The organism is Mariniflexile sp. TRM1-10 (genome assembly GCF_003425985.1).
In the GTDB taxonomy this organism is placed as follows: domain Bacteria; phylum Bacteroidota; class Bacteroidia; order Flavobacteriales; family Flavobacteriaceae; genus Mariniflexile.
In genome coordinates this window covers 3,010,582-3,034,439 of sequence record NZ_CP022985.1, presented here as the reverse complement: position 1 = coordinate 3,034,439, position 23,858 = coordinate 3,010,582, and the positions used below count along the sequence as shown (strand labels likewise).

The following is a 23,858-nucleotide window of genomic DNA, read 5'->3' as shown; positions in this document are numbered from 1 at the left end:
CAGTAGCGACTTTCTTTAAACCTTCTATTTTATTATTTTTAGATAATGTTTTACCTAATTCTTCAAGGGTAATCCCTTTGGTCTCAGGCATCATAAAGGCTACAAAGAGTAATTGGAACACCATCATTATGGCAAAGAAAAGAAATACCATTCCCGCTCCTATTGTAGAAAACAATACAGGAACTAAAGACGGAACCACTGCTGCCAGCACCCAATGTACCGAACTACCGAACGATTGTCCTGAACCTCTTAAATGATTAGGGAAAATTTCTGAAATAAACACCCAAATCACCGTGCCCTGCCCAATGGCATGTGCGGCTATAAACATGAAGAGAAATATGGGCATGGAACTTCCCTCCCAATTGAAAAAGAAAGCCATGGACACTAACGATAAAGAAATAATGTAACCAAAGGAACAGATATACATTAATTGCTTTCTTCCCAACCTGTCTATAAGTAGAATTCCCAAAAGCGTAAAAAGTAAGTTTGTAACACCAACACCTATACTACTTAAAAGTGCCGAACTTTCTTCAAGCCCAGCTTCGGTTAAAATTCTCGGCGCATAATACAATAAAGCGTTAATACCTGATAGCTGATTAAAAAAAGCAATTAAAAATGCCAATATTAAAGAGAATCTATATTTTTTAAGGAATACATTCTCATGAGGCACCATATTATCCATCTCCTCCTGAATTTCCATCATTAACTTTTCAGGATCAAGATTGGGGTTTACTTTTTGAAGTATCTTTTTGGCTTCCGATTTCCTAAACTTTGTGAGTAACCACCTTGGACTTTTGGGAATGCCTAAAGCAAATAAGGTATAAGCAGCTGCAGGTATAGCTTCAACACCTACCATCCAACGCCATGCATTTTCTCCTAAATCACTAAGTAAGTAATTCGATAAAAAGGCAATTAAAATACCAAAAACAATATTAAATTGGTATAGTCCTACTAGTTTACCTCGATCTTTTGCGGGTGCAATTTCTGAAATATACGCTGGAGCCGCTATGGTTGAGGCTCCTACTCCAAGCCCTCCTATAAACCTAAAAATTGCAAATGTCCATGGATCATTGGCCAAGCCCGATCCTATAGCTGAAACAGTATAAAAGATACCTATCCAAATCAATGTGTTTTTACGCCCAATTCTATTAGTTGGAACAGCTCCAAAAACGGCTCCTATAACAGTACCCCATAATGCCATACCTATTACTATAACACCATGGAACATATCTGAAGAATCCCATAAAAGTTGTAAATCTTTTTCAGCTCCGGATATGACTACGGTGTCAAATCCAAACAAGAAACCTGCCAAAGCAGCAGTAATGGACCAGATTAGTATCTTTTTGTTCATATGGTAATATATTTAGCGTTATATTGAATATCAGTTCAACAAATAGATTTTTAATAAAACCTTTACGCAATTTATACCCTTAACACTTTACTGGTATTAAGATTTGTTTCATGATATTTAAAAAACAAATAAACAGCAACAACTCACACAAGCACCTAAAAATCAAATAATTAAAAACACATTTCATAGAACAAAATGGAATTATTCTTTGTGTTTTAATACAAAGAATATAAAAATGTTACCTAGGATACAAATCCTTTAAGTACTGTTTTTGCAAATTTTGAACTGTTTTTTGAAAGCTGACTTCTCTGGATAATATCTAATTAAATATCTGGACTTTTTTGAAAAAAATGAAGGGTTAAAATCCAAGCCTTCTATATGAGATTGTCAATTTGATTCTGTATAAGCTAAAAATGGAATTCAATGAAAACATTTATAGACGAAGTATTGCACTACAAAACAGTTTTTAGCTCTATTGAAGTGATGTTAAGACAATGCTGCTTTGACAACCAAAAATTAAGGCGGCGATGTAGGCTACGGGTTTCATTGTTAATATATGCTTCAACAAGCGTAAAGAGAACAGGAATAGGGATAACTATTTTAACAAAGAACTGTACAATGAAAGATGGGACAAGGAGCGTACAAGACCTAAAACAGATATTTTCGCTCAATACTGAACAGGTTTGGCATTACGATAAGAGTAGTTGGAAAGGCTTTAATAATCTGATTTTTATTGTAATTGGAATAAGAGAATTTTATAAAGTCCAGATGACTTCAGTATTCAAAACAATAAAACAATATATTTTAAAATCAAAGCCAAAATTTATATCCAAAAAAAAGACTCCTATTATGTTTTTAGGAGCCTTTTTACAAACCTGTTAAAGATATACCTAACAGGGACTTTAACTAAACCAATTCAAACTATTTCTTTTTAATAATAAACACAGAAAGCTAGCGACCTCCTACCAATATGGATTCTGGACTAAGTCAGGGTTAATATCAATTTCTGCTTGGGGAATAGGCATCCAATAATTCCTTTTCGAGAATAGGCGTGTTTGATACACTTTTCTTTGAAAATAGCAATCAGATTGTGGTTATATGGGCTTTTTTTGATAAAAAGAAGATATAACGGAAATAAACGCCTCTGGCAGTATATGCATACGATGGGTTTGCTTCAGTAGAAGTACAGCACCATCTCCAAAACCCCCAATTGTAACTTGTATCATTAAGAAGTATTTGAAAATGATGCTGTAAGATCTGTTATTTCAATAGATAATTTTGCGCCCAACAAAGGAAGCAATACCTCGGATCATTCAAGTGAACGAATGGCCACGTTATCAATTGTAACACCATTGGCTCCATAATTTCCACCGCCTCCTCTAATCACTAAGTATACTGTTCCAGCTGTGGAAAACTCAAATGTACCCGTACCTACACAACTAATTTCTGCAAAGTCGCCTTCAAAAGGTTCTCCTCCACAGCCTGCCCAGGTATTTAATCCCAATCTTATACCGCCATCGTTATAGTCTGAACCTGATACTGGAACTACCTTTCCAACATAAACTTCAAACCAAGAATCTGACAAAGGACCTCCTTTGATGTCCATAGAAATTTGATACAGGTTATTGGCTAATATCTCAACGGGTTGATAAATACCTATATGTCCCCAACCGCCACCAGTCCAATGTGCTTCATTATTGTCAAAGGATACCTCTACACCATTTGAAATTGGTAAAACTTCCCAAGAATCCATCCCATTAAATGCTCCATTCTGTAATATATTAGGACCTTTATAATCCTCATTAACAACTACGGTTTGTACTGATTCTGCAGTGCCTCCATTGGTAAAAATCTTGAGTCTAACATCATAATCCCCTTTTTTTAAATAAATTTTACTTGCTTCTAATCCTTCCGCTGAAGAACCATCACCAAAATCCCAATGGGTATACCAAGTTTCCATTCCAGGACCGGCGGTAAATAATACTTTATTTGGGTTTTCTCCATCAAATGTAAATGAGAATGCTGCATCTTCGCTTGTGGGAACCTTAGCTACAAGGTCATCATCATTACCACAAGCATTAGAAATTAAAATAACTACCAGCATTAAAAATCTGCTTAAAAATTTTGTTGTCTTCATCTTTTTAAATTTTAATAAAGAGGATTCTCCTTAAGTTTGTTATTATTATTAATTCTATCCTGACCTATTGGCAAGTAATAATGGCGTTCATAAAAATTCATTTTTGCTGCTTCGGCATCAAATGTTTCATAGCTGAATGTCTCATTGCCAAACCCATCAATATGTCTAAGTATTTTCAAACCTTCTACTTGAATACTTAAAGCTTCAGTGGCAATACGCCATCTTTTCACATCCCAATAACGTTGATCTTCAAATGCCATTTCAAGCTTTCTTTCATTACGTATGCGATCTCTTAAATCCAATCCTGAGTAGGGTTCCAAACGAAGGTTTTGTTGCAAACCGGCACGGGTTCTTATAGGTTCTATATAATCTCTGGCAGCGCTTTCCATATTTAGTTCAATAGCTGCCTCTGCCGCATTGAGATATATTTCCCCAAGCCTGAAGACGATACAATCTGTTCCAGAATAATATTCTTTAATAAATAATGGAGCGCCCCCATCTTGCAAATGTTTTCTAATATAAAATCCTGTTTTTGTTGCATCTGGATGTATCCCTAAACCATCTTTTCCTACACCTGTACCACGATTGGTATCTATACTACCATTAGTTTCTGTGCCATACCATAATTCAACAGGCAAGCCTTGAAAGGTGTCATTATTGGTCAGTAAAGTACCCCTTAAACGCGGGTCACGATTTTCAAAAGGATTATTTTCATCATAGCCTGAACCAGGTTCACTTGGCAACAGCCCAGTATCAAACATTTCATAACTATCCAGAAGTTGTTTTGTAGGCGACATACTTCCACCCCAATCTACCCTGTAACTGTAAGGCACATTGTGCAAATCGTAAGAATGGCCTTTTTCAAATGGAATCCATATTTTCATGAAAATGGTCTCGTCATCCGTTTCGTCAAGAAATAAATGGGCATAATTGTCACTGGCGTTTGGATATTTATTGAACAGTTGATATCCAGCTTCATTGATTATCTTTTGAGAAGCGGCCAATGAAATTTGGTAATAGGCATCGGCTTCTGTAGCAGGAATACCAACTAATCCATCTAATTGTACTGTACCATATTTTGCAATACTACCTGCATATAAAGCTGCTCTGGATTCTAAGGCTTTTGCTGCCCACTTTGGAGCTCTTCCTCTTTGCGAAGCCCAGCGGTCTGGCAATAAATCGAAAGCTAATTGCGTATCTGTCAGTACTTGTTCATACACCTCTTTTTCAGTATTTCTTTCCGGGAAATACTCATCTTCCGGAGTTGTTTCCGGGTCTTGTGCTTCAAGTATAATTGGTACGCCTCCATAACGCTTCACCAATTCAAAATAACTGTATGCCCTCAAAAAATGCAATTCTCCTAAACGATTATTACGTTCTTCTGTTGTTAAAACACTGGTTGGTGCTTTTTCTATATTTTCTATGGAATAATTGATTTTCCATAAAACATCATACCCCCACCAGTCTAAGGGCCAAGTATTATTTGATGTTCCCCAGTTTCCAGGTCTAAAAGTGTTATTAAGACTTGTCCATGAATAAGTACCTCTGGCTAAATCTGACAGTGCATCCCGTTGAGAGCCACCAACACCCCAAAAATCTTCCAGATAATCCCATGGCATTCTGTCATAGATTTTAAATAGATAGGCATCCATTAAGTTTTTATCGTTCCATACATCGTTCTCGGTTATTCTATCCAATGGAGGTTGATTCAAGAAATCATCACTACACGATACCATAAAAAAGACCGTTAGTATTGCTGCTAATATTAAATTTAATTGTTTCATAGTAAGTTTTTTAGAGTGATACATTGATACCAAAAGATATAGATTTAGTTTGCGGATAATAAAAACCTTGGGCTGCACCCATTTGAGGGTCAAAATCTTCATCAAAATCTTTGATGACAAATAAATTATGCCCTGTACAGAACAGTTTTATTTCATCAAACGTTGCATTCTCTTTACGTTTTGGAAGCGTATAACTTAGATTAATATTTTTAAATCGGATATGCTTACCGTTTCTTAACCAAAAATCAGAGTGCCTGAAGTTGTTGTCATTAAACCCTCCATCTGTTATTCTAGGAAAAGCCGCATCTGTATTGGTTGGTGTCCAATAATCCAATTGATAATCATACCCATTAAAACCATTACGCAGAGGGCTCTGGGCTTCACCATCTAAATAAATATCATACCCTGCTGCACCTGTTAATAAAACCGATAAAGCAAAATTCTTATATTCTGCTCCTAAATTCAGGGAATAGTTCATGGAAGGTTTACTGCCCTGACCAAATACTTTTTGATCTCTTACATCAATTATATTATCACCATTTAAGTCAACATACTTTACATCCCCGGGTTGTAAACTAGTATTTCCATTATTGTCTTGCACAGCCCATTGATCTACTTCTTCCTGACTTTGAAAAAGCCCATCAGAAATATAGCCTCTACGCAGACCTGTAAAACCCCCTGTTTGGGTTAAATTTGCCCTCATGAAAGGATCCTCATGAAGCGTTTCATCAATAAACACTGCTCTTTCCCTGGATTTTGAAAAGTTTAGTAAAGCACTAATTTTTAGGTTATCATTTAATTGCTTACTATAATCGATTGAAAACTCAAACCCTTCATTTGAGTATTCATGGAAATTTTGGGCTGCTAAACCTACCCCTAAGGTACTAGGCACACTTGCATTAGCTCCAGCTATAACGTCTTCTTTTTTTCTGAAAAAATAATCAAATGAAAACTTAAGATCGTTATCAAATAAATCCAAATCCAAGCCGACATCATATGTTGTACTTGTTTCCCATGTAATATCCCTATTTGGCAAAGCGGTATTATCAATTGTTGGAATAGCCGCATCATTTATAGCAAAAAACAGATTATAATTGAACCCGCTTAACCATTGGTATGCCGAGGTTCCATCGTTACCGGCTGTTCCTATGGATGCTCTTAATTTTAAATTTGAAATCGTATTTTTTAAAGGCTCAAAAAACGATTCTTCGGATAGTCTCCAACCTAACGACATGGATGGGAACAAACCATATTCATTACCAGGTGCGAATCTTGAAGACCCATCATACCTGTATGTAGATTCTAAAAAATATTTAGACTTATAATCATAACTAAACCTACCGACAAAGCCTAAACGGTTTTCACGCCACTCACCTCCATTAGCCCGTTGATTTTCTATAGAACCTGCAAAAAGTTGGTCTATAAATGTAGATTGGAAATCCTGGCGGCTGGCATTAAAATCCTGGCCTTGTATTTTTTGTATTTCTGCTAATAACAATCCAGACACGTTGTGGTCTCCAAAAGTGCGTTCATAATTGATAGACTCTTGTAAAACATAGTGGTTACTATAACTTGTACTTTGGGTTAGAATAGTTTCACTTGATGAACCGGGTGGTGTGGATCGAAATACATCGTAATTTCCTGTTTGCCTGTTTAAAGTAAAAAGATCAAAACTTTTACCCCAATCTTTAGTGAAATAATTACCATAAACTAAGGAGGCGTAAGACTTTAACTTAAGCCCTTTAACCTGTTTGACATCCCATTCCAAAGATATTTTAGCATCAAAATTATTATTTCTTGCTCTAAAATAGCCTACATTAAAATCTCTCATTCCCTCAACTACATGAAAGGGAGTCGTACTAGGCCTTGCAGGTGTTCCATCAGGGTAATAAGCCAAATCCGAAGGCAGTGACCTACTTAATTCCCTAAAAACATCGAAGGCAGAATATCCAGGGGCTTCAAAAATTTGCCTACGCGCCCCCATATTAACCGTTAAATTTAAATAATCCGTAACATCGGCATTTACATTAGTTCTTAAGTTATATCGTTGAAAGGACAGTACATCCTCCGTATAATTGGAACCTTGATCTATATATCCAGCTGACACGAAATATTTAACTTTTTCTGTTCCTCCCGATAAGTTCAGGTTATGCTGTTGTTGAAACCCCCAATCCTTCAAGACCAAATCTCTCCAATCTGTATTGGGATAATTTATTGGGTCTGCGCCAGAGCGAAATAAATTAACCTCTTCATCTGTATAGAACTGACCTTGACCTGCGTTTCTTAAACCTTCATTTAATATTTCTGCACGGTCTGCTGAACTTAAAAATTCTGGATAGGACGTAAGGGTTGTATATGTAAATTGGTTGCTATATGACAATTTGGGCGGGCCAACTTTTCCTTTTCTTGTGGTAATCAAAACGACCCCATTACCACCTTGAACCCCATAAACTGCAGCAGCAGCGGCATCTTTCAGTACTGAAATACTTTCAATTTCGTTGGGATCCAGTTGGTTTAAATCTCCGGGGGCACCATCAACTATAACCAATGCGCTTCCAAAGTTCCTAACTTCAAAACTGGAGTTACTAAATCCAGGTTCGCCAGAACTTTGTTGGACAAAAAGCCCAGAAGCCAACCCTTCAAGAGCATTACTCACATTAGGCACGGGTTGCCTCTTTAAAGCTTCTTCATCAATCGTTGAAACTGCCGAGATTAGCTTGGTTTTAGATTTACTACCATAACCAACTACTATAACTTCGTCTAAGCTTCTAGTATCTTCAGCAAGTGAGACAACTAAGTTCGTTTGGTTTGTTATGGTTATTTCCTTAGTAACATAACCTAGATAAGAGATAACAAGAATATCTCCCTTAGAGCTATTAATAGAAAAATTTCCATCAAAATCTGTTTGCGCCCCTGTTGTCGTCCCCTTAATAATAATATTAACTCCAGTTAAAGGAAGTCCATCGACTGCCGATTTAATAGTCCCATTTATCTGAATTTCTTGAGCCGATATGGATATAAATGATCCAAACAGCAATAAATAAAAGATTAATCTAATTTTCATAATTAAGTTGTTATTTAGTTTAATTTTAATTGGTTAATAAATAATTTAAAAAATGCTATAAGAATTCCAAAGCCCTCGGTACCATGGAACCTACTTGAAGAGTACCATAAAAGTTATAGTTTTTTTTTCTCCGGATATGACTAAGGTGTCAAAACCAAATAAGAAATCTGCCAAAGTTGTAGTAATGGGATAGAGTAATTTTTTTCTGTTCATGTGGTGGTGTATTTAGTTTAAATTGAATATCAGTTTAACAAAATAGATTGTTAACTAAACCTTTACGCAATTTATACCCTTAACACTTTATAGATATTAAGATTTGTTTCATGTTGCATAAAAAAACAAAAAGCAACAATAATCCACACAAACAACTGAAAATCAAATAATTAAATGTATTACCCAATATACAAAATAGAATTATTTTATGTTTTTAAACACAGGGGATATAAAAATGTTACCTAGAATACGTGTCTTTAAAATACAGTTTCTGCAAATTTTGAACTGTATTTTTTTGAAAGCTAATTTTTCTTGATAGCATCTAATTATTAAAAAATGGATATACTACTTTATGGATTAATAGCAATATATATTAAAAGGTTCTATAATCTTTCTCTAAAGGCTTTAGGAGTTTTACCGTATTTCCCTTTAAAACTTGTTGAGAAATATGTTGATGAAGAAAAACCTACCGAATAAGCTATATCTGAAATAGATAGCTTATAATTGCTTTCCAACATCTCTTTTCCTTTTTCTAACCTAATATTCAAAATATAATCACTAACCTTAATATCCAAAATAGCTTTTATTTTTCTGTACAGTTGTACTCTAGAGATATTCAATTCTTCGGCTAATTGTTCAACAGAAAAGCTAGAATTATCTATATTTTCATGTATAACACTATTCATTTTAGCAAGAAAATCCTGCTCCATAACTCCAAATTCATGGTTTTTATTTATTGTTTCAATATTGTTTGTGTAATAATATCGAAGTTTAGCCCTATTATATAACAAACCTTTTATTGATTGAAATAGAATTGCTAAACTAAACGGTTTAGTCAAAAATAAATCAGCTCCAGATTCTAGACCTTTTATATAGGATTCCTTATTGCCTAATGCCGTTAGTATAATGGTTGGAATATGAGATGTTCTTAAATCTTTTTTTAATATTTCACATATTTCAAAACCATTTTTTACAGGTAAATTGACGTCACAAATAATCATATCTGGAACTATCTCAAAAGCTTTCTCAATGCCATCATGTCCATCAGATACATGTATTTCGTAGACCTGGGATAATTTATTCTTCAAAAATTTGACCAAATCAGAATTATCTTCTATTATCAATATACTTAGTTTCTCATTATCCTCTGAAGAAGTATTGACTGAAAACAAATCGTCTTCATAATCGGAATCAAAGTAAAAATCCTCCTTATAAGTATTGTTTGATTCTAGTATAATTTGATCATTATTTAGATGCACATTACTTTTATACAATGTTATAATAATCTCGGCACCATTGTTCGATTTTACTTCGACTTTTCCATTATGCATATCTATAAATTCTTTAGATATATGCAACCCTATACCCGAACTGGGCTTATTATTATTAGACCCTTGAAAAAACGGTTTAAATATGCTTTTCAACTCTTCTTCTGGTATACCAATACCTGAGTCCTTAAAGTGTATTTTTACAAAATTAGTATCTAGTTCATCTAAGATATTGATACTAATTTCACCTTGGTTTGGGGTAAATTTGAAAGCATTTGATAGCATGTTAAAAAACACTTTATCCATTAAATTTCTATCTATGTATATTAATAAATTTTCATTATTGGTAGTAATACTAAAATCTATCCCTCTTTTAATCGCCTCTCTTTCAAAATCTTTATAAATACTTTTGGTAAAATCAAAAATATTAGTCTCTGATGCCCGTAAAATAAATTTTCTATCTTCTATTTTTCTAAAATCCAGTAATTGATTTATTAACCTTAATAACCTTTTAGAGTTGCTAAAAATTAATCCTAATTCACTTATAAGCTTATAATCTCTTTTTCTATTTTCTTCAATTAAGGATTCAATGGAAGATAAAATAAGTGTAATAGGTGTTTTAAACTCATGTGATAAACCAGTAAAAAAATTCACTTTTGCTTCATTACTGGTTTTTATTTGGTCTCGCTGGATTATAATTTTTTTATTGATTATTTCTAACTCTCTCTTTTTTTGCCTAATAATATTCCATGAATATATTATAATGGATCCTAGTATGACGCTAATAATTAATAGCCCTAAAACTAATCGTAATGTCCTGCTTTGGGAGGTATAAGTTTCTTGTTGTTCTTTAATTTTACTTTGCTGGCTTTCAATATCTTCTTGATGTTCGATAATCTTATCAAACTGATTTTGCATAATATCTGCGTTACGAGAATCTATAACAGTTGAGCTAAGGATATTATATTTAGATACGTTTTTCCCTTTGAGAATCGTCATTGCTAACTTTATTGCTTCAGAACCTGCAGTAGGGTAAAGTATGGTTGCTTCCAAAACCTTGTCTTTAACCATCTGTATACCGCCATTGGAACCGTTTAATCCGTCAACACCAATAAACTTAATTTTATTAGCTACTCCCATTTCATTAGCTACATCCCATACTTGATAAGCGAGTTCATCATTAAAAGCAAAAACATAGTGTATTGGCTTCATATCAATTGAGTCTATAAGAGCTTTAAATTTAGTATTATCAGGACCAACAATACTTTCTATTAAATTAATTGTTGGCTCCTTTTCAATAGTTTGATGAAACCCTTTACTTCTTTCTATTACTGGCGTGGAATTATCAACACCTTTAATTTCGACTACATTCTTGATTTTACCATCTTTTGAAGCTATATAATTTGCTGCATTTCGTCCCACCTCTAAATTGTCTGCACCAACAAAAGTTGTAAACTTATTAGAATTAATTTTTCTGTCAATTAAAATTATCGGAATACCAGAATCAAAAGCTTTTTCTATTACAGGTACAATACTAGTGGGTTCTTGTGGTGAAATAATGATTAAATCAAATTTTTCTTGAATCATTTTTTCTATTTGTGCGATTTGTCGCTCAGTGTCTCTATGGGCTTCAAATATTTCAAGCTTAAGACTATCTTGCAATAACGACGCTTGTATTTGCATAGAATGGTTCATGGCATCGCGCCATAAATTATCACCTAAGCATTGGGAAAAACCAATTTTGTATTTTTCTGTTTCTGATTTATTTGTACATCCTAAAACGAAAATTAAGCTTAGCAGAAGAATGATCTTTAAGTTAAAAAATGTATGAATTTTTATCATTTATGATATTGTTTATTGAGAGCATTCCAAATTATGAAATTTAAATAAAATTAAATCTTTGTTTAGTATAATAATTATATGAAACATCTAAATTTCTTTTAGGTTTGACTATAATGATTTATTTTAGTTTACCTAAGATCAAAAAGCTAATGAAAAATTAGAATTAATATCCGTTTAATCTTGAACTCATTTAAAGTTCTTGAAATTAAGCGAAAATTAGGGGGGTTTTAGTTCTGTTGAAGGCTTTTTTGAGTTTCATAGCAGCACTACGGAAGGAAGAAAAGGCAAAAACAGAGCTGAAATCAGCAATTTTTTAGCAAATTGAAAAACTTTAAATGAGTTCCTTATATAAAAATAGGCTATAACTTTATAACAAATGCGAATCAAGGGTTGAAAAATGAGCCTTACCAATTAGGAGATACCTTTGCCAAAGTTTTGAACTTTGGCAAAGGTCAAACCTCAACTATCTGAATATTAACATTCTTTAAAAACCAACCCTTGATTCGCATAACAAACATAATTCATGACACCATCTAGACTCATAATAGCATTGATTTTAATTCCAAATTTATTGCTAGCCCAAAACGAAACTGATGTTACTCAATTTAATAGCGCTCTAAATCAATTTCTTAATGTACGGGATTTTTGTATTTCACAAAATGGCCATGAAGCCTTTTTTACAATACAAAGTCCTGGACAGGAAATTTCGCAAATAGCTTATATTAAAAAGGAAGACAATAAATGGTTAGAGCCCGAACTTCTTCCTTTTTGCGATAAGTACATGTATTTGGAACCCTTTCTGTCGGTTGATGGAAAACGACTCTTTTTTGTTTCCGACAGACCTCTAGACGATTCTCATGCCAATAAAAAAGATTTTGACATTTGGTATGTTGATAGAAATGCTACGGATAATGATTGGTCTAAACCCAAGAATTTAGGGAAACCCGTTAATTCTAACTTAGATGAATTTTATCCTTCTGTTAGTGAAAATAACAACCTGTATTTTACAATGGTGTCTCCCAATGGATCAGGGAAAGATGATATTTATTTTTGCAAATGGGAAGCTGGAAACTATTTAGCTCCTGTTTTATTAGACGAAAACATAAACAGTAGTGGTTATGAGTTTAATGCTTTTATTTCAAAGAAAGAAGATTTTATAATATTCACAAAGTATAATGAGAAAGATGGCTTAGGAAGTGGTGATTTGTACCTATCAAAGAAAGATTTTAACGGAACATGGAAAAAGGCAGTAAACCTAGGCGCCCCCATTAATACCAAGTATATGGAATACTGCCCCTTCTATGATGATAAAAACCAAATATTATATTTTACAAGCAAAAGGAATAATATGAAGCCAAAAACTTTCAATAATATATCTGAATTAAAAAAGCATATTGAGCAAAGTGATAACGGCTTAAGTAAAATTTACATGACTTTATTTAAAATTGAATAGAGCGGGTTAAACCAACTAATTGTGACAATTTGTTACTCCAACCACGTTTTAAAATCTTTAACACGTTCGCGGGCAACAATAACCTCACCGTCGTTATATGAGTTTAGCTTTATTTGCAGGCGAGAATTGGTATAGCTTACCATATCTTTTATGGCATTAATATTTACAAAGAATTTGCGATTGATGCGGAAAAAGGTTTGTGGCTCCAGTTCATTTTCCAATAATTCCAAAGTGGTATCCAAAAGGTAGTTCCTGCCATCGGAAGTATATAAATACGTGCCTTTATTTTCGCTGTAAAAGCATTCTATCTCGTCAATATTAATCAGTTTTAAATGTTGCCCCACTTTTACTGAAAAGCGTTTTTTGTATTCACGGTCTATGGGGTTTATGAGGAGCTTTTTAATGTCGTTAAAATCTAAAGTAACGGCTTGTTTTTGGGGCAAGCGCTCTCTGTATTTTTTTATGGCTTTTGCTAAATCGTCGTCATCGATGGGTTTTAATAAATAATCAATACTATTTAGCTTGAAGGCTTGCAGCGCATAGGCATCATAAGCAGTGGTAAAAATGACGGCGGATTTAATTTCTACTGCTTCAAAGATTTCGAACGAAAGTCCGTCGCTCAATTGAATGTCTAAAAATATAAGATCGGGATGTTCGTTATTTTGAAACCAATGGATGGATTCTTCTACGGAATGCAACATGGTTTTGGTTTCCATGTCTAAAGCACTAAGCATACGTTGTAAACGTCTTGCTGATGGTTTTTCGTCTTCTATGATGATGGTGTTCATTGGTTTTTGGTTGTTGGTTGATGGTTGATGGTGGTTGGTTGATGGTTATTGGTTTGTAGTGTGGTTGGTAGTTTTTGGTTTGTGGTTTGTGCGTTAGGGATAGCAGCGGAAAGCCCACAGCGAGGTACGAGCGAGGACTTGTAGCCTTTCGACTGTGCTCAAGATAAACTACTAGCCCGACCGCCTGTCCTGAGCGGAGTCGAAGGGTGTGGTAACGCCCTAGTGATGTTACTTCCAAGGTTTTTTGTCTTTTTCCATGAGTTCTTTTATTTTTTTCTCTTCCCAGTCTTTTCCCAAGATGAAGTTTGGTGTAAAAACCGATAGACCATGAGCCAGTAAACCAATGCCCCAAAAGAATAGGGTGGTGAAATTATGCCATTGGAAATAGCTTTCGCCGTCGTTTAAATTTTGAATGTTGATAATAACTATCATCATATTGATTACCACATACACCACGGCATGTGTGTAAAAGCTTTTTATACGTTTTACGCGTTTTGCAGCACGCTGGTAACGGTCTTTTTCTATATAATTATTTTCCATTATTTCCAGGTTTTATTGTTTGATGATTCTTCTTTTTCCAGTATTTCTTGAATTTTGCGTTCTTCCCATGATTTTCCGTATCCAAATACTCCAAAGGCATGAAATATCAAGCCCATACCCCAACCCAACATGGGGAACCAAAACCATTGGAACTCCCATGAGGTACGGTAGTTTATAAATATTAAAAACGGGATGACTATGCAATAGGACAGTAAATTGGAATAAAAGCCTTTAATTTCTTCGACGCGCTTTTTGGCTTTATAGTAAGCGTCTTGTTCGTTATAATTATGATTGGTTTCCATATTATAAATTTGTTTTGTAAGCATTGGTATGGCTACTGCAAACCTATTTGCTTCTTTATTAATGTTTATTTTTTTTGTGGTTAGCAGATCGTAACGCTGCATAATATTGTTTAAACCTACATCACTGCTCTTTTTTATTATTTGTTTGGGCTGTAAGTTGTTTTCGACCACCAAGCTATCTGCATCTTCATAAATTTTTATATGTAACGGCTTGCTTGATGTTACGGTATTGTGTTTTACGGCGTTTTCCAAAAGCAATTGCAATGATAGTGGCACGACTTTACTTTCTGGGTTGTTCGCCTTTTCTGGAATATCGAAAACAATGCTGTCTTCAAAACGCATTTTTAATAGCAACATATAGGTTTTGGCGAATTCCAATTCTTCATCTACCGATATCAATTCTTTGTTTTTTTGTTCTAAAACATAGCGGTATACTTTAGATAGTGACGTGGTAAACTTTTGGGCATTTTCTGGGTTTTCCTCAATTAAACTGGTCAATACATTTAAACTGTTGAAAAGAAAATGTGGGTCTAACTGATTTTTTAACGCATCGAATTTCGCACTTGCCGTACCTGCAATGACTTTTTGTTCCTTTATTTTGCTTTGTTGATACTTATTATAAAAGTACACAAAATGAAAAATAATAACGATGGTTAAGGTTATCCATAACCCAAACTGGTAATATCTAAGTTTCTCATTTGACAAGAAATACTGAAAAGAATTTCCATTAAACACTACCGATGTAAAAGCCCTAAGAAGAAACAACCCAATTAAAGTTAATACCGTAGACCCTACAATGCCTATTGCAATACGTTTTATCCTGTCGCTTTTTTTCCATTGGAGGCGTTCCATATAATCGAAAAAGTACATGTTACCAAACCCAAGAACAAAACTATATAGTTGATATAGTGAAAAGTTTACTAGAAATTCGTTAACACTTTTAAAACTAAAGCCACCAGACAAGGCATTCCCTACCCCAAAAACAGCACAACCTATTGCAAAGCTTAAAATGATTGATTTCCTTAGTTTTCTCATGACTTTGTTTTAAACTACCCTACGTTACTCTTTACAAGATCGCCATAACATTTCTGCGCGTTCTTTTCCCCAATTTGGGCTGAATGGCGTTTCTGGTTTAAAGTTAGCAAAAAGTTCTAATGCATGTTCTAAATCCTTACAGAATGGTTTGGTATCTTGTCCAAAATACTTAGCGCCACCTATATGCCATTCGGCTTTACAGTAAACAACTCGTGGGTTATTTGGAGCCAACATTTCTGCTTTGGTGTACAACTCTACAACTTTACCAGATAAGGTCATACCATAAGTAGCGCCATCAAAAGCTACCCAAGCAGTGTGCAATAAGGCTTGAAGTACTAAAATTTCAGGATTGTCTTTTGAAATTGCCATAGCATCGTTAATTAAATTTTGTGCTTTTTTAAGTTGAGCCGATAGTTTTTCTTCGTTTTTTTCACCAAAACTTCTAACAATATTAATTTGAGCCGCATAGTACAGAGGCAACCAATTATCTGGTTCTGCCTTTGCGATGCGTTCAAATAAATTAGAGGCTTCGGTTGGGTTATTACTGCCCCAAAGTTCAAAGGCTTTTTGCATGCCTTGTTCGTAGTTAGCTTGAGCGGTTGTTAGTGCCGAAACAAATAATGCTGCGATAATGATGAGATGTTTCATTTGTTTTTTGTTTTAAATTATGAAACAAATATCCATCTCTTTTGTAGGTTCTAAAAAAACGACTTACCCAATTGTATTTTTTTTAGGATGGGTTGTATTGAACTCATCTTGGCTTTTTGTTTTTAACCGAAAATGAGATAAAATTTGTACAGATAAGGCACTTTTTGAAAGGCATAGCAGAGCTAAGCATAAAAAAAGAAACGAAATATGGACGAATTTTAGCCATTTTTTAGGAAATAGAAAAACTGTATAGTTATTTTAGTAAGGGACAGTCTTTAATTTATGCCATATATATATCGTATTTATATCGTATATATGTCGTGTTTATGACGTATATATTATGATCATTAAAGACACTAAAATAATGATTAATGCAAATCAAGGGCTGGGTTTAAAAGAGTGTTAATATTCAGTAAATTGAGTTTTAACCTTTGCCAAAGTTTTGAGCTTTGGCAAAGGTGTCTCCCTGATTGGAAAGGCTATTTTTCAACCCTTGATTCGCATTGATAACAAAAAGCTAAGCCACAAATCTGTAATCCCTTAAAAAGCCATTATCACTGTGTTTGCAGTGAATTGTAAAAATTTTATCGGACAACAGTGCATACTATTTGATAAATCATATTTATAAGTCGTAAAAAAAAATCAAGAAACATAACATCTCTTGATTTTTCAACTAATAACTATTAACTAAATTCAAATACTATCGTTCTTGATACTTAAAGTAAATTGGCACAGCGTAAGCGACTCTAACAGGTTTCCCACGTTGTTTACCAGGTTGCATTTTAGGTAATAACCCAATAATACGCTCAGCTTCCCTTTCTAAAATTTTATCCGGCCCTCGTGAGCGTATTCCAGTGGTAACACCCTTAGAATCGATGATAAATATAACCGACACACGTCCTTGAATACCCATTTGTAACGCCGTTTCCGGATAATTGAAATTTTTAATTACATGTTCTTGTACTTTTCGTTGAAAACAATCTTTGGTCTCACTTTTTGATAAACCTTCACAACCGGGATATACAGGCACATCTTCAATTACAGCAAAAGCCACCTCTACGTCTTCTTCAACATAAACCACTTTAACATCACTAACACCAATAACGCCCTTGTCAGTATTTGAAATGGCTTCATTTTGGTTCGTTTCACTACTCTCCATAATCGTTTCTTCAACCTCAACAACATCGTCAACTATTTGAATACTTTCGCTGTAGGCTATGGGTGGCGGTGGCGGTGGTGGCGTATTTATATTTATGACGGGGATTTCTTCTTCCCGCTCAGCTTCTATCGTTAAAACATCTATCTCAACTTCACTTTTTTCATAAGTTTTATACTCTAAAGCTTGCCAAGAAAAAAACAACATTAAGTTTAAACCAATAGCAAAATACAAGCTACTGTTTCTACCAATTTCTATTTCTGGATTTTTTTTAATAGGTAACATGACAAATACTTTTATTACCCTAAAATTATTAGAAATTAAAGTGTTCAACTATGATATTTATCATGTTACTCTGTTTTAAAAAAAATTGATTTTATAAGAAAAAAACTATCAACTTAGTAGCAGTCGATACAGTCAATTGAAACCGATCATACCTTTAAGTTGTAGCAAATTAACTAAATCTGACTTTTGTTGCTACGCACTCCCAGCCCTCAAAAAATATGTTACAAGTTATCCAACTGATTACTCGCCTTATCCTCACTAATAGTCCAAAAGAAGCCTACAAAAAAGAATTGGTCGGCTGCGGGCTGTAAAGCACGACGGTTAAAATTTCCATTCATATCAGGCGTACTAGCATATTGATAACCATTAATATTTTTAAAACCCAGCACATTGTTTACCGAAGCGTATAGTATTTTTTGCGGACTTATTAAATACGCCCAATTCACACTTAAACTGTTATATGATTTTGTTTTTTCGTTTAAAAAACCAATTTTATTTGGGTTTGAATACGTTCTGCCCGATGCAAAGGCGTAACTAAACCCTACTTGACTGCGCCAATCGTTAATCCAGTATTTCCCAACTACCGACACATTATGGGTATTCGCAAAGTTTGGTTGTGCTTGCGTTGGGTAGTTTTTATAATCCCGTTCGGTATCCAACAGCGAATAACTCACCCAATAATCTACATTTTTAATGCTTTTGCTATCTCGCCAAAAGAAATCGATGCCCTTTGCAAATCCAGACCCGTTGTTGTTGTAATTGCTGTTTATGTCGGCAAAGTCCGTGTCGTACTTCACCAAGTTGCTATAGTCTTTATAGTAAGCTTCGGCTCTAAAAAGTTTGCTATCGCCATTGTATTGATAGTTCGCTATAAAGTGCGAAGCGTTTTGTGCTTTTAAATCTTGGTTGTATTTTAAAATGTTGCTCGATGGGTTTTGATAAAAATTCCCGTAAGCTAAAGACAACTGACTTTTACCCGACGTTTTATAAGCCAATGACACTCTAGGCGCTATATTAGCCTCTTTAAACAATTGGTTATATTCGGCACGCACCCCTGTTTTAAAAGCCAGTTTTTTAGAAATAAACATATCAGCTTCTGAAAATACAGCAATCAAGTTACTATCATAACCGTAATTTGCGTTGTCCACAGCCTCGTCGTTATAGTTTTCCTTAAAATTGGTAGCGAAGTACTCCGCACCAAAATATAGCTTAAAACGGTTGCTTATTCTGTTTTTGAATTTCAGCTTGGCATGCATCGAGTTTTCATTATCTTCAACTGCACTTTCAATAATATTTAAATGATTATTGCTATGGGTATAACTCAAACCTCCAAAATAGATCCAAGTATCATTTAATTTGCCTTCATACGAACCATTCAAATAAAAGTTTTTATTGTTCAATTTAAAATGAACACCTTCCGGATAGTTAATATCTTCTTGTGTTAATTCAAAATCAGTAGTATCAAAAGCGCCGTATAATTTAAACAGGCCTTTATTCGTTTTCTTTCTGAATACGGTTTCACCCGAAATGGTTTCAAAAGGCTTTATCCAATTATTTCTATTAGGAAAAATAGCGTTATAAGGTGCTAAATTTATATAGGACACATTAAAACTAAGCGAACTGTTTTGCCATTTTTGGGTATTTCCAACACCACCACCAACACTCATAATACCCATATCGGTTTTTTCTTGGTCGGGTTCATCAATAGTATTCAATAGCAACACACTTGATAAGGCCTGACCAAATTCTGCAGAATAACCACCTGTTGAAAAAGTAATCCCATCAAACAAAAAAGGCGAATAGCGCCCACGTGTCGGTGCATTATTTGTAGTTGGCGTGTAAGGCGTAAACACACGAATACCGTCAATAAAAATTTGAGTTTCCTCGGCATCACCACCGCGTACAAACAATCTGCCATCTTCGGCAACCGTAGTGGTACCTGGTAAGGTTTGCAAAGCACCTACAAAATCGCCCAAAGCACTGGCAGTTGTAACAACATCCAATGGTTTTAAAACATTTACTTTACTGTTATCGCCTGCCGAAAATGTTCCCGCAGATAGTACTACCGCATCCAACGTATTGACATCATCACGAAGTTTTACATGCAAATTTTTCATGTAAGCCACATCGCCTACCATAGTAAAAGTCTCAAAAGACAAATATGAAACCACTAATGTTTGTGTTCCTATTTCACTGGATGTAAATGAAAAGCTTCCGTTTTCGTCGGTCGTACTACCATCGTAAGTGCCTTGCAAATAAACATTGGCGCCCGGTATGGGCATGCCTTTCATATCGGTCACTTTTCCGTTAATGGTTGTTAATGCTGTTGAGAAGTTCGAAATGACCAAACAAAAAATGATGGCTAGTTGTTTCATTATAAAATTGATTAGTTCGTTTTTGATGATGAAGCAAAATTGAACCTTATCCAACAATTGAAAAACTAATACTAACCGAACTGTAAAATTCCAAGGATGAATTGAATATTGCAAAAAAAGTATTCAATGAACTCGTCTTGACTTTTTTGATTGAAGTGAAAAATAGAGAAGTTTATTTTTGTGATTTGGCTGCTTTTTTACTGTCCAAAATCATGTATTTTTTAATTTTTTCAAGGAAGAAAAACAGCAACAAAAAGCTATTTTTTTAATAACTTTTTTCTCGATTTATGGCAATGAAATTTTCTCAATTTCGAAAGATAAATTGAGTGATTTATTGACTCCCATAATTATGCATCTGCTTATAATTTTAATGCTACTAATTTCTGCAATTTTGTATCAAGGATGCGATTCAAAAACAAGTCGCCATTTTATTTTTTTAGTGCTATTTTTTTTATAACTTTCGGATAGTTCAACTGGCATTAAATAAGTTTTATGCGTCTTTTCGGCTTGTCAGGATTTTTAGTATGCTGACCTACTAAATCGTGCCTATTTTAATTATTTTAGGGCTCAAAAAGCGACAATAGACAAAATCTATAACGTAAATTCAAAAAATTAATAATCAGGAGATTAAAATGATAATAATAAACTTTTACTTTAATCTATTAAACGGACGTATAATAAGTCGTGCCGCCTTATCAAAATTGATATAATTATAAGTCCAATTGAAGAAAACCACTACTCTATTTCGAAAACCAACCAATGCCATAAGATGTACAAACATCCAAACAAACCATGCAAAAAAGCCTCCAAATTTATAATGTTTTAAATCTACAACCGCCTTATTTCTACCCACGGTTGCCATCGATCCTTTATCAACATATTTGAATTTTTTTAGTGGTTTTCCTTGTATTAATTTAATAATATTTTTACCCAAAAGTTGCCCTTGTTGAATGGCTGGTTGTGCCACTTGAGGATGTCCATTTGGGTACGCTTCCGAAGCCATTAAAGCGATGTCTCCAAGGGCGAAAATATTGGCATAACCTTCTACCTGATTATAGTCATTTACTTTGTATCGATTTGCACGTTCCATTAAAGCTTCAGCTTTCAATCCTTTAACCAAATCCCCTGTTACGCCAGCTGCCCAAATTAAAGTATCAGACTCCAATTGTAAACTTAAATTTGTGGTTACTTTTTTGCCATCGTAATCTTTTACAAAAGTGTTGCAATGCACAAGAACCCCTAATTTAGTTAAAAATCTTGCCGCTTTTTTTGAAGCTTCTTCGCTCATTGTTGGCAATACTCTAGAACTACCTTCCAATAAATAAATCTGCATATCGCCCGCAATCAAATCTCTATAATCTCGGGGTAAAATATGGTTTTTAAGTTCTGCTATAGCCCCTGCAAGCTCCACCCCTGTTGGTCCACCACCTACTATAACAAAATTCAATAAGGCCTTCCGGGTCGCTTTATCATTGGTTATGGCCGCCTCTTCAAAATTCTGCAAAATCAAGCTTCGTATATTTAATGCTTGAGGCACTTTTTTCATAGGCATACTATAGGTTTCAATAGCCTTATTTCCAAAGTAATTTGTTTTAGTTCCTGTAGCAATTACTAAATAATCGTAGCCAATCACACCAATATCGGTATGGATCTCATTAGCATCAGCATCAATTTCACGCACCTTTGTCATTCGAAAATACATGTTTTTATAACGCTTTATTATTTTTCGAAGTGGATACGCAATAGAATCCGGCTCTAAACCTGCCGACGACACTTGATACAATAGAGGTTGAAATGTGTGATAGTTTCGCTTATCAATCAATACAACTTGTACTGGTTTATTACCTAATGCTTTTGCTAAATTAATACCAGCAAAACCACCGCCAATTATTACAACTCTGGGAACATTTACTTGGGGGATATTCATGAAAAAAGGAATAAAAATATTTTTTCGCAAAGATACTATGCATCAAGTTTAAAAACTATTTTTAAATTTAATTTAATATGGATGTAACATTCCAAAATATTAAGCTACTTATATAATGAACTCATCTTGATTTTTTTGATTGAAGCGAAAAATAGAGATTTTAGTTCCAGATTTTAGCTTTTTAGCACTCCATAGCAGCGCTACGAAGTAAAAAAACAGGTAAGATCTGGGGCAAAAAGATTATTTTGCAGCCAATTGAAAAAAGTCAAGATGAGTTCAATAACTATATAACCGATTTGAATAAAGAACTAGAACATAGTTTTGTTGAATTGCTAGAAACGCATCAAAACATCATACACAAGGTATGCCGTTTATACACCAATGGTTATGATGCGCATAATGATTTATTCCAAGAAATAACCATCCAACTTTGGAAAGCCTATCCAAAGTTTCGTGGGGATGCCAAGTTTAGTACCTGGATGTATCGTGTGGGCTTAAACACTGCCATTACGCTTTACAGAAAATCGAAACGCAGTATAAACACGCAAGATTTTGAAGGTGTAGAATTTAAAATAACCGCTGAAGCATATGATGACACCGAAGAAGAACAACTTAAAGTATTATACAAAGCCGTCCATCAACTGAACGATATCGAAAAAGCCCTTGTATTTCTATATTTAGAAGACAAAGATTATAGAGAAATTAGCGAGACCATGGGTATTAGTGAAGTGAATGCCAGAGTGAAAATGAACCGAATTAAAACAAAACTTAGAACCATTTTAAATCCGTAAGCATATGGATGAATTAGAACTATTAAAGAAAGACTGGAATAAAGAAAAGCCAGAACACAAAAAATTATCTACCCAAGATATATACCCGATGCTGCACAAAAAATCGTCATCCATCGTGAAGACGCTTTTTTACATAAGCATTGCCGAGCTTGTTTTTTGGATTTTGGTAAATACCATCCCCTATTATACATCAAGCACCTTCAAGGAACGTTTAGATGCTATCTACACAAACGACTATGTGTTTACTGCATTAACCATATTTAGCTACGGCATTATATTGCTGTTTATCTACCTACTGTTTAAAGCCCATAAAGCCATTTCGGTGACCGATAATGCTAAAAAATTAATGGAGAGCATTTTAAAAACCCGAAAAGTCATAAAATATTACGTTATATACAATTTGGTCATGGCATGTATCTCTATGGCAGTAGGGATGTATTTTGCCATTATACACAATCCCGAATTGTCCGACACGATTGCTCATTTCAGCGACAAGCAAAAACTAATTCTCTTCGCTATTTTAACAGGCTGTACAGTGGTATTCGTATTTATCATTTGGCTATTTTACAAGCTGCTTTATGGTCTATTGCTAAAACGCCTTAATCGAAATTACAAAGAATTAAAAAAACTAGAAGTTTAAGAAACTGTCTAAAGTTTTATCATTTGGTGCTTTTATGCATCTTTTTTCCGCCATACTTTAGCTATTTTTCGATCCGTAGCTATGTTAGATAGGCTCTAAATAATATTGGGGCGTTTCCCTATCGGGTCGGGCTAGTAGTTTATCTTGAGCATTGTCGAAAATGAAAATATACTTTTATTTGAAGATAAAAGCGCAGCTTACGAAAGGCTACAAGTCCTCGCTCGTACCTCGCTATGGGCTTTCCGTTACAAATGCGAAG

General features: G+C 34.4%; 17 protein-coding genes and 1 pseudogene. 4 read left to right on the top strand and 14 right to left on the bottom strand.

Going from position 1 to position 23,858, the window contains the following annotated elements; translation table 11 throughout:
* Positions 1-7: 7 nt before the first annotated feature.
* A pseudogene (locus CJ739_RS20630) lies at positions 8-1,351 on the bottom strand (sugar porter family MFS transporter); the annotation flags it as partial.
* Positions 1,352-1,774: 423 nt separating this feature from the next.
* Between CJ739_RS20630 and CJ739_RS20355 the strand changes: the two are divergent.
* Positions 1,775-2,233, top strand: coding sequence for a hypothetical protein (locus CJ739_RS20355; protein ID WP_162880209.1), 459 nt, complete (start codon positions 1,775-1,777; stop codon positions 2,231-2,233).
* Between the two features lie 80 nt (positions 2,234-2,313).
* On the opposite strand, the gene CJ739_RS12710 is transcribed toward CJ739_RS20355, so the two are convergent.
* From CJ739_RS12710 to CJ739_RS12690, 6 genes are all read right to left on the bottom strand, one after another.
* Positions 2,314-2,415, bottom strand: a complete 102-nt coding sequence (locus tag CJ739_RS12710; protein ID WP_236951505.1) for a RagB/SusD family nutrient uptake outer membrane protein — start codon at positions 2,413-2,415, stop codon at positions 2,314-2,316.
* A 30-nt stretch (positions 2,416-2,445) separates the two neighbouring features.
* Complete coding sequence (locus CJ739_RS20715) at positions 2,446-2,577, bottom strand: hypothetical protein (RefSeq protein WP_257791450.1); 132 nt, start codon at positions 2,575-2,577, stop codon at positions 2,446-2,448.
* 83 nt (positions 2,578-2,660) lie between these two features.
* Entirely contained in the window at positions 2,661-3,488 is an 828-nt protein-coding gene (locus CJ739_RS12705) for a PKD domain-containing protein (protein WP_117175931.1), read from the bottom strand.
* An 11-nt stretch (positions 3,489-3,499) separates the two neighbouring features.
* Entirely contained in the window at positions 3,500-5,272 is a 1,773-nt protein-coding gene (locus tag CJ739_RS12700; protein ID WP_117178960.1) for a RagB/SusD family nutrient uptake outer membrane protein, read from the bottom strand.
* Between the two features lie 10 nt (positions 5,273-5,282).
* Positions 5,283-8,336, bottom strand: coding sequence for a SusC/RagA family TonB-linked outer membrane protein (locus CJ739_RS12695; RefSeq protein ID WP_117175929.1), 3,054 nt, complete (start codon positions 8,334-8,336; stop codon positions 5,283-5,285).
* A 596-nt stretch (positions 8,337-8,932) separates the two neighbouring features.
* Positions 8,933-11,659 carry a hybrid sensor histidine kinase/response regulator transcription factor gene (locus tag CJ739_RS12690; protein ID WP_117175927.1) on the bottom strand — a complete coding sequence of 909 codons (2,727 nt, stop codon included), beginning with the start codon at positions 11,657-11,659 and terminating at the stop codon, positions 8,933-8,935.
* Between the two features lie 523 nt (positions 11,660-12,182).
* Here CJ739_RS12690 and CJ739_RS12685 point away from each other — a divergent pair.
* Positions 12,183-13,112 (top strand): TolB-like translocation protein, encoded by a 930-nt coding sequence (locus CJ739_RS12685; RefSeq protein WP_117175925.1) that lies wholly within the window; start codon positions 12,183-12,185, stop codon positions 13,110-13,112.
* A gap of 32 nt (positions 13,113-13,144) precedes the next feature.
* Here CJ739_RS12685 and CJ739_RS12680 read toward each other — a convergent pair whose 3' ends face one another.
* From CJ739_RS12680 to CJ739_RS12650, 7 genes are all read right to left on the bottom strand, one after another.
* Positions 13,145-13,900 carry a LytR/AlgR family response regulator transcription factor gene (locus tag CJ739_RS12680; protein WP_117175923.1) on the bottom strand — a complete coding sequence of 252 codons (756 nt, stop codon included), beginning with the start codon at positions 13,898-13,900 and terminating at the stop codon, positions 13,145-13,147.
* A 228-nt stretch (positions 13,901-14,128) separates the two neighbouring features.
* Positions 14,129-14,440 carry a 2TM domain-containing protein gene (locus CJ739_RS12675; protein ID WP_117175921.1) on the bottom strand — a complete coding sequence of 104 codons (312 nt, stop codon included), beginning with the start codon at positions 14,438-14,440 and terminating at the stop codon, positions 14,129-14,131.
* A complete protein-coding gene (locus tag CJ739_RS12670; protein ID WP_117175919.1) occupies positions 14,440-15,777 on the bottom strand; it encodes a 2TM domain-containing protein in 1,338 nt (445 codons plus the stop codon). The genes CJ739_RS12675 and CJ739_RS12670 overlap by 1 nt, the downstream gene beginning before the upstream one ends.
* A gap of 24 nt (positions 15,778-15,801) precedes the next feature.
* The gene (locus CJ739_RS12665; RefSeq protein ID WP_117175916.1) at positions 15,802-16,425 is read right to left on the bottom strand and encodes a hypothetical protein; all 624 of its coding nucleotides are present in this window, start codon (positions 16,423-16,425) and stop codon (positions 15,802-15,804) included.
* Between the two features lie 700 nt (positions 16,426-17,125).
* Entirely contained in the window at positions 17,126-17,866 is a 741-nt protein-coding gene (locus CJ739_RS12660) for an energy transducer TonB (protein WP_117175914.1), read from the bottom strand.
* A gap of 221 nt (positions 17,867-18,087) precedes the next feature.
* Positions 18,088-20,241, bottom strand: a complete 2,154-nt coding sequence (locus CJ739_RS12655) for a TonB-dependent receptor (RefSeq protein ID WP_117175912.1) — start codon at positions 20,239-20,241, stop codon at positions 18,088-18,090.
* 649 nt (positions 20,242-20,890) lie between these two features.
* The gene (locus tag CJ739_RS12650; RefSeq protein WP_117175910.1) at positions 20,891-22,168 is read right to left on the bottom strand and encodes an NAD(P)/FAD-dependent oxidoreductase; all 1,278 of its coding nucleotides are present in this window, start codon (positions 22,166-22,168) and stop codon (positions 20,891-20,893) included.
* A gap of 296 nt (positions 22,169-22,464) precedes the next feature.
* On the opposite strand from CJ739_RS12650, the gene CJ739_RS12645 reads away from it, so the two are divergent.
* A complete protein-coding gene (locus CJ739_RS12645; protein WP_117178958.1) occupies positions 22,465-22,959 on the top strand; it encodes an RNA polymerase sigma factor in 495 nt (164 codons plus the stop codon).
* A 4-nt stretch (positions 22,960-22,963) separates the two neighbouring features.
* Positions 22,964-23,599, top strand: coding sequence for a DUF8845 family protein (locus CJ739_RS12640; protein ID WP_117175908.1), 636 nt, complete (start codon positions 22,964-22,966; stop codon positions 23,597-23,599).
* Positions 23,600-23,858 lie beyond the last annotated feature (259 nt).

Bases quoted from the DNA above. Each gene is read 5' to 3' on its own strand.
- CJ739_RS20355 (WP_162880209.1), top strand. From the start codon at position 1,775: ATGAAAACATTTATAGACGAAGTATTGCACTACAAAACAGTTTTTAGC.
- CJ739_RS20715 (WP_257791450.1), bottom strand. From the start codon at position 2,577: ATGATACAAGTTACAATTGGGGGTTTTGGAGATGGTGCTGTACTTCTA.
- CJ739_RS12705 (WP_117175931.1), bottom strand. From the start codon at position 3,488: ATGAAGACAACAAAATTTTTAAGCAGATTTTTAATGCTGGTAGTTATT.
- CJ739_RS12700 (WP_117178960.1), bottom strand. From the start codon at position 5,272: ATGAAACAATTAAATTTAATATTAGCAGCAATACTAACGGTCTTTTTT.
- CJ739_RS12695 (WP_117175929.1), bottom strand. From the start codon at position 8,336: ATGAAAATTAGATTAATCTTTTATTTATTGCTGTTTGGATCATTTATA.
- CJ739_RS12690 (WP_117175927.1), bottom strand. From the start codon at position 11,659: ATGATAAAAATTCATACATTTTTTAACTTAAAGATCATTCTTCTGCTA.
- CJ739_RS12685 (WP_117175925.1), top strand. From the start codon at position 12,183: ATGACACCATCTAGACTCATAATAGCATTGATTTTAATTCCAAATTTA.
- CJ739_RS12680 (WP_117175923.1), bottom strand. From the start codon at position 13,900: ATGAACACCATCATCATAGAAGACGAAAAACCATCAGCAAGACGTTTA.
- CJ739_RS12675 (WP_117175921.1), bottom strand. From the start codon at position 14,440: ATGGAAAATAATTATATAGAAAAAGACCGTTACCAGCGTGCTGCAAAA.
- CJ739_RS12670 (WP_117175919.1), bottom strand. From the start codon at position 15,777: ATGAGAAAACTAAGGAAATCAATCATTTTAAGCTTTGCAATAGGTTGT.
- CJ739_RS12665 (WP_117175916.1), bottom strand. From the start codon at position 16,425: ATGAAACATCTCATCATTATCGCAGCATTATTTGTTTCGGCACTAACA.
- CJ739_RS12660 (WP_117175914.1), bottom strand. From the start codon at position 17,866: ATGTTACCTATTAAAAAAAATCCAGAAATAGAAATTGGTAGAAACAGT.
- CJ739_RS12655 (WP_117175912.1), bottom strand. From the start codon at position 20,241: ATGAAACAACTAGCCATCATTTTTTGTTTGGTCATTTCGAACTTCTCA.
- CJ739_RS12650 (WP_117175910.1), bottom strand. From the start codon at position 22,168: ATGAATATCCCCCAAGTAAATGTTCCCAGAGTTGTAATAATTGGCGGT.
- CJ739_RS12640 (WP_117175908.1), top strand. From the start codon at position 22,964: ATGGATGAATTAGAACTATTAAAGAAAGACTGGAATAAAGAAAAGCCA.